The sequence below is a fragment of the Pseudoduganella violacea genome (assembly GCF_014191875.1).
GTDB lineage: Bacteria > Pseudomonadota > Gammaproteobacteria > Burkholderiales > Burkholderiaceae_D > Rugamonas > Rugamonas violacea_A.
In genome coordinates this window covers 360,220-371,940 of record NZ_JACHXD010000003.1, presented here as the reverse complement: position 1 = coordinate 371,940, position 11,721 = coordinate 360,220, and the positions used below count along the sequence as shown (strand labels likewise).

The window sequence follows — 11,721 nt, the reverse complement described above, 5'->3', positions numbered from 1 at the left end:
AGTCTTCGCATTATTTTGCGCGCGCCAGGCGGCTGAAGCAGACGCTTTCGAAATCCTGGCGGCCGCCGCAAACAAGATGTATGAAAATCGTTTTCTCGTTCTCCTCGATCTCATAAATAAAGCGGGTGTGCGGCGCGATAACGTAGGAGCGGTATTGCGCCACGATGAGCGTTTGTAGTTGCGGCAGCGGCGCCCCCAGATAGGGATTGGTATGCAGGAGTTTGAATTTTGCCTGCAACTGTTTGAACGCTGTATGTGCAGCTTGCTCGCCAAAGCTCTGGCGCACATAGGCAACAAGTTCGGCGATATCGGCCTTCGCAGCGTCGGTCAGCTTGACCTTGTAGCGCATCGCGTCAGCCCTTTGTGCGCTGGCCTTCCGGGAAAAGCTCCTGCTCCAACTCGCGCATGGCCTCATCGGCGTCGGAGTACCGGCCTTGCTCCACTTCCTGCTTGCCCATATTCAGTAGGCGTAGCAAAGCCAGCGCTTGCCGATTGTTTTCGTAGCGTTCAATGGGGACGCAAACGAAAGCTGCCGCGCCGTTTTGCGTGATGAGGATATCGTTCTGATCGTTCTTGAGTTCTTCAGCCAGTTCCGCCGTATTGCTCTTCAGGTAGGAGATGGGCCGGGTCTTCGATAAAAACATGGAAACTCCTGACGGAATTCGGACAGAATTCAGTCTAGACGCCAGAAAACCGGGCGTCAACCAGTGGCGCTGGACAGCGGGGCGGGGGAGAGGATAAGCTGCTGACAACTTTATAAGGAGACGGGTGACAGGATGGAGCAGCGCTTGACGGTGGATGGGATCGAGGTGATGGTGGAGGGCGAGGGCGCGGAGACGATTGTGATGATCCACGGCTGGCCCGATACGCTCAAGGTGTGGGACGGCCAGGTCGCGGCGCTGAAAGCGCACTATCGCTGCGCGCGCTTCACGCTGCCTGGCTATGATTTGAGCCAGCCCACGCGCTCATGGTCGCTCGATGAATTGATGGCCATCTTCCTCAACATCGTGCGCCAGGTCAGTCCCGACCGTAAAGTGATCCTGATGCTGCATGATTGGGGCTGCGTGTTCGGTTACCAGTTCTATATGCGCCATCCGCAGCTGGTATCGCGCATTGTCGGCGTGGATATCGGCGACGCCGGTTCGCGCGCGCATACGGCCAAACTGGGTTGGCGCGCCAAGCTGGGCATCTTGTTCTACCAATTGTGGCTGGCCGCCGCTTGGAAGATTGGCGGCAGCACCGGCGACGATATGACGCGCAATATGGCGCGCAAGATGAAGGTGCCGGCCGATCCGGCTCAGATCGGCGCGGGCATGAACTATCCCTACCATGCGGTATGGACCGGCGGCTATCGCGATTCCGTACCGTTCAAGCCCACGGTTCCGCTGCTGTTCGCCTACGGCACGCGCAAGCCCTTCATGTTCCACTCCAGCGCCTGGGCCGATGCGCTGAACGGCAAGCCGCACAGCAAGGCCTTGGCCTTCGATACCGGCCACTGGGTCATGCTCGGCAAGCGCGAGGAGTTCAACGCGGCCGTGCTGACATGGCTGGTGGAGAGCGCCGCCGCCGATTGAGGCGCCATTGCGAGTGATGCTTAAGCGGCCGGTTGCAGGCTTTGACGCAGCCGGTCCATGGTTTCTCCCAGGCGCGCCTGGCCGTAGCGGGCCGCGTGCTGCAACCAGCCCGCGCTGGCGGGCGCGCTGACGCGCACGCGGCATTCGATGATGGCTTCAACCAGCGTCAGACCATCGTTCGGCACCAGGAAGCTTTGGCCAGGGCGCAGCAGGAAATCGGTGTGCTGGCCGTAAGCCGTGATCCAGGCCACGCCGGACAGGCATTCCACCAGCCTGCCGCCGGCATCGTCCAGGCGCAGCGGCTGATTTTCCCGTAGTGCGTATTCGGCGGCGGTCTGTTTCATGAGCGTTTCTCCCTGATTCATCATGGTTCCAGCATAGCGGCCGGCCTGTGCCCATAACAGATGCAGCGCGGCGAAATTGTTATGGGTACAGCGGCGGGTGGGCTAAACTGTGCTGGTCGAAAAATGATGGCGTTGTACCTGTCTGCGGCGGAGGGGCGGGGCCAGAATAAGAAAATGTCATCGCAAATCAATCTGTACGAACAATTGGCCAATGAGCTGGGCGATCTGATTGCCCGGCGCGTCTTCGTGCCTGGCGACCGCTTGCCGTCGATCCGCCAATTGGCGCAGCAAAAGCGCCTGTCCGTGAGTACGGTATTGCAAGCTTTGCGTCTGATGGAGGATCGGGGACAGGTCGAGGCGCGCCCGCAGGCCGGCTACTATGTGCGGCACCGTGCCCGCCTGCTGGCGCTGCCGGAGGTGCAGCCGGATTTGAAGGAGGCTGCCTTCGTCGGTATCAACAGTCTGCTGATGCGGGTGCTGAAGGCGAACGAGGCGCCGCAGATGGTGCAACTCGGTTCCGCCTGGCCGCCCGACGAGCTGCTGCCCATCAAACGCATGCAAAAGGCGGTGGCCAGCGTGGCGCGGCGCGAACCGGCCCTGCTCAGCAAGGTAAGCTGTTACGAAACCAATGAGCCGTCCTTCACCCGCCACATCCTGCGCCGCGCGCTGGAGTGGGGGCGGCTCGACGCGACCGAGATCGTCGTCACCAGTTCCTGCACCGAGGCGATCAGCCTGTGCCTGCGCGCCGTCGCCAAGCCGGGCGACACCATCGCGCTCGAATCGGCCACTTATTTCGTGCTGCTGCAACTGGTGGAAAGCCTGGGCATGAAGGCGCTGGAAATCCCGACCCATCCGAAAACCGGGCCATCCATCGACGCGCTGGAGCTGGCACTGAATGCGGGCCTGGTGCAGGCCTGCCTCTTCATTCCGAATGCGAATAACCCGCTGGGCTGCATCATGCCGGAGGAGAGCAAGCAGCGTCTGGCCAATCTGCTGGCGAAACACAATGTGCCGCTGATCGAGGACGACGTTTACGGCGATTTGTGCTTCACGGCCGAGCGTCCGCGTCCTGTGAAGGCCTACGATACCAGCGGCAATGTGCTGCTCTGCTCATCCTTTTCCAAGGCGGTGACGCCGGCCTCGCGCGTGGGCTATGTGGTGGCGGGCCGTTTCGCGCAAGAGATCACGCTGCTGAAGATGGTGTCGAGCGGCTCCAGCAGCCAGTTCTTCCAAGCCGTGCTGGCCGACTTCCTGAACGGCAGCAGCTACGAAGTCCAGGTACGCAAGATGCGGCGCGTGCTGTCGCAGCGCATCGCCCGCATGTCGGACGCGGTGCACGCCCATTTCCCCGCCGAGTGCTCGGTCTCCGAACCGCAGGGCGGCTTCGTGCTGTGGATACAGATGCCGGAGCAGGTCGATTCGCTCCTGCTGCACCAGGCGGCACTGGGGCAGGGCATCGCCTTCGTGCCTGGGCCGCTGTTCTCGGCCTCCGGCAAGTTCTCCAACTGCCTGCGCCTTAACTGCGGCAACCCCTGGAGCGACGATATCGAGCGCGCCGTCATGCGTCTGGGCGAGCTGGCGCGGCACCAGGCCGACGCCCCGCAAGCCCTGCGCGCCTGAGGCTACGGCGCGCTGCCTGTCTATGCCATCTGTCCGCGCCGTCCGTCCGGTGTCCGGCGCGGCTTTTCAGCATTTCATCCCGCCTTTTGTTCGTTTCGTCGCAAGCCCATCGCGGGGCAGGGAGCCTTTAGCTACAGTGGAACCATGCAAGCAGTAATCAACAAGCCGAAGCACCCCACTGAACTGAAGGAGAACATCATGAACGCACTGAAAAACATCGAAGCCATCTTCCTGGTCGCCGTTGCCGTCGCCGTCGCTGCCGTGGGTGGCGTGACCGAAAAACGTCCGCTGCAAGTGGCCGCCGACAATAGCGTGATCGCCGCCGCTCCCGCCGCTCCCGCCGCCATGGACGTGGTGGTGGTCAGCGCCAAACGCCTGAGCGCCGCCGAAAAAGCCGCCCTGATCTAAGGCGGCACGCCGCGGGGCGTAAAACTCGAAAGAAGTGGCGTCGTCTTGGTACAATTGCGCTTTTGGACATAGCCGCAATTCCCATCCATGATAGACATTCAACTTCTCCGTAAAGACATCGACACCGTCGCAGCCCGCCTGGCGACCCGCAAGTTCCAGCTCGACGTAGCCGGCTTCAACGCCCTGGAGCACGAGCGCAAAGCCATCCAGATGCGTACCGAGGAACTGCAAAGCAAGCGCAATTCGCTGTCCAAGCAGATCGGCATGTTGAAGGGCAAAGGGGAAGACACCTCGGCCGTGATGGCGGAAGTGGCTGGCCTGGGCGATGAACTGAAAAACAACGAAACCGCCCTGAGCGCCGTGCAAGCGCGCATGAGCGAGTTCATGGAAACCATTCCCAACCTGCCGCACGAATCCGTGCCGGAAGGTAAAGACGAAAGCGGCAATGTGGAAGTGCGCAAGATTGGCACGCCACGCAGCTTCGACTTCGAAGTCAAGGACCACGTCGACGTGGGCGGCCCGCTGGGTCTGGACTTTGACACCGCCGTGAAACTGACCGGTTCGCGCTTCTCCGTGATGAAAGGCGGCATCGCCCGTCTGCACCGCGCCCTGGCCCAGTTCATGCTGAACACCCACACCGACAAGCACGGCTACACCGAGTGCTACACCCCGTACATGGTCAACGCCGATTCGCTGAAAGGCACCGGCCAGCTGCCCAAGTTCGAAGCCGACCTGTTCTCGGTGAAAAAAGGCGGCGCCGAAGGTGAGGGCGAAACCTTCTACCTGATCCCGACCTCGGAAGTCTCGCTGACCAATATCGTGCGCGACGAAATCGTGGCGGCCGAAAGCCTGCCGCTGCGAATGACCGCCCACACCCCATGCTTCCGCTCCGAAGCCGGCAGCTACGGCCGCGACACGCGCGGCATGATCCGCCAGCACCAGTTCGACAAAGTCGAAATGGTCCAAGTGGTGCATCCGGAAAAATCGTACGAAGCGCTGGAAGAGATGGTCGGCCACGCCGAAACCATCCTCAAGGAACTGGGCCTGCCCTACCGCGTCATGTCCCTGTGCACCGGCGACATGGGCTTTGGCGCCGCCAAGACCTACGACCTGGAAGTCTGGCTGCCCGCGCAGAACACCTACCGCGAGATTTCCTCGCTGTCGAACTGCGAAGCCTTCCAAGCCCGCCGCATGCAGGCCCGCTTCCGCAACGCCCAAGGCAAGCCCGAGCTGCTGCACACCCTGAACGGCTCCGGCCTGGCCGTAGGCCGCACCCTGGTGGCGATTCTGGAGAACTACCAGCAAGCCGACGGCAGCATCGAGATCCCGGCCGTATTGCAACCGTATATGGGCGGACTGACCAAGCTGAGCGCCTGATGAAAGCGAAGAAGGGGAAATGAGATAAACCCCCTTCCGTTTTCAAGAAAGCCTGCTATAATCTTGGTCTCTCGCAACGCTAGTAGCGGGAAAAGGAAAGGTGGCAGAGTGGTCGAATGCGCTGGACTCGAAATCCAGTGTACATCTTTGGTGTACCGTGGGTTCGAATCCCACCCTTTCCGCCAAAGGATAAAGAAAAAAGCCCGCATGGAAGTGCGGGCTTTTTTCATATATAAGTGAGAGGGTAATCAAATCCTCCAGATCACGCACACAAAAGGAAAGGTGGCAGAGTGGTCGAATGCGCTGGACTCGAAATCCAGTGTACATCTTTGGTGTACCGTGGGTTCGAATCCCACCCTTTCCGCCAGTAAAAAATAAACCGCCGAATGGCGGTTTTTTTTTGCTGTCGGAAAGGAGCGAGCCCCCTGCGGGGCTCGCGCGTGGGATTCGAAAGCGATCCGCCTGGCGGCGGTCGCGCGGTCGCGGGACGCGACCGAATCGCCCAATTGCCGCCCCTGCGGGGCGGCTTTGCGAGCGCGGAGCGCTCGCACCCAAAACCCACTCTAGAAAAAGCACGCGTCGCCACCACCGCAAGCAAAAAAACCTCAACCCAGCAAATCCTCCTCATCCATCAATTCCGCCGCATCCCGCAAGCAAACGCTTCCCACCCAGTCAGTAAAACTCATCTCCAGATCCTCCACCCGAAGAGGACTACGCAATTCCCTCCTCCCCGAAAACGACAAATGAATCGACACCACCCGATCCAAAATGAAGCCATCCCGCACCGCAAAGAACGCAAACGTCTCCATATCCTGCCGCCGCGCAAATAAATAAACCTCAAAATCAGCGCCAGTCTCCGCCGCAAAGGCCTCCGCCGCAAACCGATGCCGCGCCAGATCCACCCCTTTGCCCAAAGAATCCAGCGTATCGACAAAATACCAAGGCTCCCAATCCGTCAAACCCTTCGCCAAAAACCAGCGATAAGCCAGCGGAAGAATCGGCTCCCCCATTAATCCCCCAAACAGTCAAATAAGAAGCAGAGAAATGCTATTCTAGCCAGCAAACCCGGAGCGCAAAGCCATGAGCATCCCCCAAACCCGCCAGCAATTACTCGACGCCATCGACAGCAACTACCAGACGTTGGCAAATGACCTCGCCAAAATCCCACCCGACCGCACCCAAGAAAAAACCATGGAAGGCCACGCCAAAGGCAGCCAAATGAGCGTGGCAAATCTAGTATCCTACCTAATAGGCTGGAACGAGCTGGTCCTAAAATGGTGCGAGCGCAAATCCCAAGGCAAACCCGTCGATTTCCCCGAAACCGGCTACAAATGGAATGAACTAGGCCGTCTGGCGCAGAAATTCTACGCCGACTATTCCACCCTCGACTATCCCGCCTTACTCCAGCAATTCGCCGCCGTAAAAGCCCGCATCACCGCCCTGGTCGAAAGCGAAACCGACGCCAGCCTGTATGGTGCAGCCTGGTACGAAAAATACCCCAAAGGCCGCATGATCCAGTTCAACACCGCCTCGCCCTATGCAAATGCCAGGGCACGGCTGCGTAAATGGTTGAACAATCGCGATAGTAAATAAGGACTACTCAGCGCAAAATAAATGACGATGTGAAAAAGCGTGAATATTCCACGGCTTTTCCGGTGCTACCCTAGCCGCACCCGATCAATCGAATCAGGACCATACCATGAATCAGGCACGTTACGAAAAAGTCGGCCATTTCATCTACAATATGGCCAGAATCAAAAGTAATTTGACGCAACTGATCAACGAATACGGCAGGGAGATTTTATTGCCATCCGCAAGCGCCAGGGCGGAGCTGCCGGAATTGCTGACGTTGATTCGCAAGGATATTTCAAGCCGCAAGGGCAGCAAGGTCGAACAAACCGGCCAGGAATTGATCTCGACTTTGAGCACCCTGGCCGAAATGGAATCCCGTTCCATTTATGCCTTTCAAACCGCCGATCCGAGCATCATGGATACCTACGCCAAAATCCCCATCCATGCCCTGGATCTGATTGCCGCCTACCGCAAAAGCCTGGCCTGAGTAATAGGGAAGGGGTTCAGGTAAACACCCCTTCCCGCATCCATTTCGTCACCACCCATTTCTCGCCCTGGGTCACGGGCGCGCCGCCGTGCAGGGTATCCCAGTCCAGCTGGCCGGACTCATTGAAATATTCGAAATACACCGCCGAGCCTTTTTTCGGCACCACCGACAGGTGCAGGGCCGGGAAAATGGTCTCGCCCGCGCCTTCCACCTCGTTCAGATAGGTGATCAGCGTGCTCACGCGCTGCCCGCCGCGCGCCAGCGTCGGCCCGAAGCCCGGTTTGGCGGGATCGAAGAAATCGTGGTGCGGCCGGTATTCGGCGCCCACATCGTAGTGCAGCACATGCAGCGGCTCGCCATTGGCGCGCGGCCAATTCATCACTTCGGCAATGCGGCGCTCGATCCCGTCGAGGAAGGCGTCGCCCGCCGCAGGCAGGAACACGCCCATGCTGGTGCGGTGGTCCTTGACCTGATGCTGGCCCGACAGCGGATCCAGCGTGGCCGAACGCTGCAGGCGGTCGCGCGCCAGGCCGACGATGCGGTCGCATTCCTCATGCGTGAGCAGATCGTCCAGCACGGCCAGCACCGGCCGCTGCATGCGGAACGTGATATGCACGTCGCGGTCAAAAGTGGAAATCACATTCCCGGCATGGGCAAAGCGCGGCAGGCCGTATTGGTAGGGCTGGCGCGGAGCGGCCTGCGCGGGCAGGGCGGCCTGGGTTTGCAGCGCGCGCAGTTCGACGCGCTCGGCCACGGTGCGGGCGGCGAAATCCGCGTCGAAACGGCTTTCCACCATGGCCTTGACGATGTCCTGCACCAGACAGCCCTTGGCCAGGTTGCGGTCCAGCCAATGATCCCATTCCTGCGGGAGATGAGTAAAGGTGTTCATAGTGGCGCAGTATGGCATGCACACCCATAAGCTGCCAGAGTGTTGCGAAGCTATCAAAACGGACGTCAATGCAAACAGATGTGTTTATAATCGATACACCACCTGCCTGGCCCGCACAGCCACTCAGACAAGATGACGACTGCCCCAACCATAGCGCCGGTCCGAAGTGTGAGGCTAGCCCCCGGTCTGCCGGGTTGCTTGTTTGTGCTGGTGTGCCTGTTGTTCGCGCTGAGCTGCATCGCCGGCGGTGCGCCCCCAGCCAGCGTGGCGGCGCCGACGCTGGAACGCAGCGTGAAAGCCGCCTTCCTCTACAAATTCCTTGGTTATGTCGAATTCCCGGCCGCCGACACCAGCGCGCCGCTGACCGTCGGCGTGGTCGATGCCGACGACGTGGCCGCTGAACTGGGCCGCATCACGGCCGGCCGCACGGTAGGCAACCGCGTCATCGCCGTGCGCACGCTAAACGAGGGTGACGCGCTGGCCGGCCTGAATATCCTCTTCGTCGGCGCCGACGCCGACAAGCCGGCGCATTGGCTGCGCGCCGCGCAGCAGCACTCGGTGCTGGGCATCAGCGAAACGGACGGCGGCCTGCAGCAGGGTGCCGTCATCAATTTCCGTGTGGTCGACGAGCGCGTGCGCTTCGAAGTCTCGCTGCCGGCGGCCGAAAAGAGCAATCTCAAACTCAGTTCGCGCCTGCTGTCGGTGGCCTACCAGATCCAGAAGGGTCCATGATGCTCAATCGCGTAAACGCCGGTTCGGTACGCGCCCGCCTGATCCTGATGGCGCTGGCCACCACCTTCGTGGCCCTGCTGGTGGCCGCCGGCTGCATGCTGCTGTACGACGCGCGCAGCTTCCAGCAGACCTGGGCCAGCGACCTCACCGCGCAGGCCGAAATCGTGGCGATGGCCAGCGCGCCGGCGCTGAACTTCAACGACCCCGCCGCCGCGCGCCAGAACCTGGCCCTGCTGCGCGTGCGTCCGGCGATCCACGCCGGCGCCATCTACGCGGCGCGCGACGCCATGTTCGCCGCCTATGCGCAGTCGGCGCAGGAAACGCCGGTGTTTCCCGCTCGTCCCGGTCCGGTTGGCTACCACGTCGAGGGCGGCCAGATGACGGTCTGCCAGCCCATACTGGACAATGGTGAAGTTATTGGCCATGTGTATCTGAGCGCGCAATACCCGCTGTTGGAGCGCATCGGCCGCTATGGCGCGATTCTCGGTGGCGTGATGCTGGGCAGCCTGTTGCTGGCGGCCCTGGTGGCCTCGCGGCTGCAGGAAGGCATTACCCGGCCGCTGGCCGCCGTCACCGGCGTGGCGCGCGAGGTGCGCCAGCGCCGCGATTTTTCGCTGCGCGTGCCGCAGGCCGGCAGCGGCGAGATCGCCACCCTGGTCGATGCCTTCAACGATATGCTGGCCGAGGTGGGCCGCCGCTCCCACGCCCTGCAGGAAGCCAACCGCACGCTGGAGCATGAAATGGCGGTGCGCCAGAGCGCCGAGCATGCGCTGCTGCAGGCCGACCGCCGCAAGGATGAATTCCTGGCCACGCTGGCGCATGAGCTGCGCAACCCGCTGGCGCCCATCCGCACCGGCCTGGATATCATGCGCATCAATGCCGCCGACGGCAAGTCCATCGACAAGGCGCGCGCCATCATGGAGCGCCAGTTGAAGCAGATGGTGCGGCTGGTCGACGACCTGCTCGACGTCTCGCGCATCAACACGGGCAAGCTCGCCATCAGCAAGGAGGGACTGGACCTGCAGTCCGTGGTCGGCGACGCGGTGGAAAGCGCGCGTCCCTTTATCGAAGGGCAGAACCACGAGCTGACGGTGAGCCTGCCGCCGCAGCCGGTGTGGCTGCTGGGCGATGCCACGCGGCTGGCGCAAGTGCTGTCGAACCTGCTCAACAACGCCGCCAAGTACACGGTGCGCGGCGGCCGCATCGCGCTGGAAGGAACGGTGGGCGGCGGCCAGCTCAAACTCAGCGTGCGCGATAACGGCATCGGCATCGCGCCGCAGATGCTGAGCCATATCTTCGAAATGTTCACCCAGGCCGATTCTTCGCTGGAGCGCAGTTCGGCGGGGCTGGGCGTGGGCCTGTCGCTGGCGCGGCGCCTGGTGGAACTGCACGGCGGCACCATCCAGGCCTTCAGCAAGGGGCTGGGGCAGGGCAGCGAATTCGTGATCCTGCTGCCGCTGGCCGGGGCGCCGGCGGCGGAAGCGCCGCGCACGGCCGCGCCACCGCGTACCCGGCGCCTGCTGCGCGTCCTGCTGGCCGACGACAATACCGACTTCGTCAACGGCATCGGCACGCTGCTGCGCTCCATGGGCCATACCGTGCATATCAGCCATGACGGTGTGCAGGCGCTGGCGGCGGCCGAGGCCTTCGCGCCCGATATCGCCTTCCTCGACATCGGCTTGCCGCAACTGAACGGCTACGACCTGGCGCGCGCGCTGCGCCGCCTGCCGGCGCTGCGCAAGGCGCTGCTGGTGGCGGTGACGGGCTGGGGCCAGCAGAAGGACCGCCAGCAAGCCTTCGACGCCGGCTTCGACCTGCATGTGGTGAAGCCGATCAGCTTCGAGCGCATCCAGGCCATCCTGGCCGGCGAGCGCCAGGAGCAGGCGCTGACCCAGCACTAGGCGGGCGGCGCGTGGTGCAGGCTGCGGTACTGGCCGGGCGAGACGCCGAGCGCCCGTTTCAGCGCGCGCCGCATCAGCTGCGCATCGGAGAAGCCGCTTAAGGCGGCGATGCGCTCGATGCTCCAGCTGCCATCCTCCAGCATCCAGCGCGCTTGCTCCAGCCGCAGGCGTTGCACATAGGCGGCCGGCGTGTCGCCCAGCTCGCGCCGGAACACGCGCGCAAAGTGGCGCGCGCTCATGGCGGCGCGGTCGGCCAGGCGCTGCACATTCAAATCCTCGGCCAGATGTTCGGGCAGCCAGGCTTGCAGGGCGCGGATGGCGGGCGTCTTTGCCTGCTGCGCCGCCAGCGTGACGCTGAATTGCGCCTGGCCGCCCGGGCGGCGCAGGAAGACCACCAGGCCGCGCGCCACCTCCAGCGCGGCCGGCGCGCCGATATCGTCCTCGATCAGGGCCAGGGTCAGGTCGATGCCCGCCGTCACGCCGGCCGAGGTGTAGAGCGGGCCATCCTTGACCCATAGCTCATTGGCCGACACGTCGGCGGCGGGAAAGCGCTCGGCCAGCATAGCGGCGCGGCTCCAGTGCGTGGTGACGCGCCGCCCGTCCAGCAGCCCGGCCTGGGCCAGCACGAAGGCGCCGGTGCAGATCGAGACCAGGCGGCGCGCCTTCGGCCCATGCGCCGCCAGCCAGGCCGTAGCTCCTTGCTTTGCGGCTGGTGGGCGTGTTCGCCGCTGACCACGATCAGGGTGTCGATGGCGCCGCGCAGGTCGAAGCAGGAACCGTTGCTGAGCAGGGTGATGCCGCAATTGCCGGCGATTGC

The 11,721-nt window shown here is 62.5% G+C and carries 14 protein-coding genes and 2 tRNA genes; 10 read left to right on the top strand and 6 right to left on the bottom strand.

The genetic code is table 11. From position 1 onward, the window contains the following. Positions 1-10 precede the first annotated feature (10 nt). Both FHS03_RS07565 and FHS03_RS07560 read right to left on the bottom strand, forming a co-directional pair. Positions 11-349 carry a type II toxin-antitoxin system RelE/ParE family toxin gene (locus FHS03_RS07565; protein ID WP_183440388.1) on the bottom strand — a complete coding sequence of 113 codons (339 nt, stop codon included), beginning with the start codon at positions 347-349 and terminating at the stop codon, positions 11-13. A 4-nt stretch (positions 350-353) separates the two neighbouring features. Next, the gene (locus tag FHS03_RS07560) at positions 354-644 is read right to left on the bottom strand and encodes a type II toxin-antitoxin system Phd/YefM family antitoxin (protein WP_183440387.1); all 291 of its coding nucleotides are present in this window, start codon (positions 642-644) and stop codon (positions 354-356) included. Positions 645-776: 132 nt separating this feature from the next. Between FHS03_RS07560 and FHS03_RS07555 the strand changes: the two genes are divergently transcribed. Then, positions 777-1,574, top strand: a complete 798-nt coding sequence (locus FHS03_RS07555) for an alpha/beta fold hydrolase (RefSeq protein WP_183440386.1) — start codon at positions 777-779, stop codon at positions 1,572-1,574. A 20-nt stretch (positions 1,575-1,594) separates the two neighbouring features. On the opposite strand, the gene FHS03_RS07550 is transcribed toward FHS03_RS07555, so the two are convergent. Continuing rightward, positions 1,595-1,918: a DUF2917 domain-containing protein gene (locus FHS03_RS07550; RefSeq protein WP_229426099.1), complete on the bottom strand. Its 324-nt coding sequence runs from the start codon at positions 1,916-1,918 to the stop codon at positions 1,595-1,597. 174 nt (positions 1,919-2,092) lie between these two features. On the opposite strand from FHS03_RS07550, the gene FHS03_RS07545 reads away from it, so the two are divergent. The 5 genes from FHS03_RS07545 (at position 2,093) to FHS03_RS07525 (ending at position 5,690) form a co-directional block, all read left to right on the top strand. Next, entirely contained in the window at positions 2,093-3,538 is a 1,446-nt protein-coding gene (locus tag FHS03_RS07545) for an aminotransferase-like domain-containing protein (RefSeq protein WP_183440385.1), read from the top strand. 198 nt (positions 3,539-3,736) lie between these two features. Then, on the top strand, positions 3,737-3,946 hold the full coding sequence (locus FHS03_RS07540) for a hypothetical protein (protein WP_183440384.1): 210 nt from the start codon (positions 3,737-3,739) through the stop codon (positions 3,944-3,946). An 87-nt stretch (positions 3,947-4,033) separates the two neighbouring features. Further along, on the top strand, positions 4,034-5,323 hold the full coding sequence (serS, locus tag FHS03_RS07535; RefSeq protein WP_183440383.1) for a serine--tRNA ligase: 1,290 nt from the start codon (positions 4,034-4,036) through the stop codon (positions 5,321-5,323). A gap of 94 nt (positions 5,324-5,417) precedes the next feature. Next, positions 5,418-5,508 (top strand) — tRNA-Ser (locus FHS03_RS07530). A gap of 91 nt (positions 5,509-5,599) precedes the next feature. Further along, positions 5,600-5,690 (top strand) — tRNA-Ser (locus FHS03_RS07525). Positions 5,691-5,928: 238 nt separating this feature from the next. On the opposite strand, the gene FHS03_RS07520 is transcribed toward FHS03_RS07525, so the two are convergent. Further along, the gene (locus FHS03_RS07520) at positions 5,929-6,333 is read right to left on the bottom strand and encodes a hypothetical protein (protein ID WP_183440382.1); all 405 of its coding nucleotides are present in this window, start codon (positions 6,331-6,333) and stop codon (positions 5,929-5,931) included. Positions 6,334-6,403: 70 nt separating this feature from the next. On the opposite strand from FHS03_RS07520, the gene FHS03_RS07515 reads away from it, so the two are divergent. Then, a complete protein-coding gene (locus FHS03_RS07515; protein ID WP_183440381.1) occupies positions 6,404-6,916 on the top strand; it encodes a ClbS/DfsB family four-helix bundle protein in 513 nt (170 codons plus the stop codon). Positions 6,917-7,022: 106 nt separating this feature from the next. Further along, positions 7,023-7,382 carry a hypothetical protein gene (locus tag FHS03_RS07510; protein WP_183440380.1) on the top strand — a complete coding sequence of 120 codons (360 nt, stop codon included), beginning with the start codon at positions 7,023-7,025 and terminating at the stop codon, positions 7,380-7,382. A gap of 16 nt (positions 7,383-7,398) precedes the next feature. Here FHS03_RS07510 and FHS03_RS07505 read toward each other — a convergent pair whose 3' ends face one another. After that, positions 7,399-8,271, bottom strand: a complete 873-nt coding sequence (locus FHS03_RS07505; protein ID WP_183440379.1) for a 2OG-Fe(II) oxygenase — start codon at positions 8,269-8,271, stop codon at positions 7,399-7,401. A gap of 219 nt (positions 8,272-8,490) precedes the next feature. Here FHS03_RS07505 and FHS03_RS07500 point away from each other — a divergent pair, with 219 nt between their 5' ends. Next, positions 8,491-9,003, top strand: coding sequence for a TOL_0243 family YfiR-like periplasmic protein (locus FHS03_RS07500; RefSeq protein WP_183440378.1), 513 nt, complete (start codon positions 8,491-8,493; stop codon positions 9,001-9,003). After that, positions 9,000-10,904, top strand: coding sequence for a sensor histidine kinase, YfiR-like protein-associated (locus FHS03_RS07495; RefSeq protein ID WP_183440377.1), 1,905 nt, complete (start codon positions 9,000-9,002; stop codon positions 10,902-10,904). Before FHS03_RS07500 ends, FHS03_RS07495 begins: the two co-directional genes overlap by 4 nt. Here FHS03_RS07495 and FHS03_RS07490 read toward each other — a convergent pair. After that, complete coding sequence (locus FHS03_RS07490) at positions 10,901-11,707, bottom strand: GlxA family transcriptional regulator (RefSeq protein ID WP_183440376.1); 807 nt, start codon at positions 11,705-11,707, stop codon at positions 10,901-10,903. The genes FHS03_RS07495 and FHS03_RS07490 overlap by 4 nt on opposite strands. Positions 11,708-11,721: the final 14 nt, after the last annotated feature.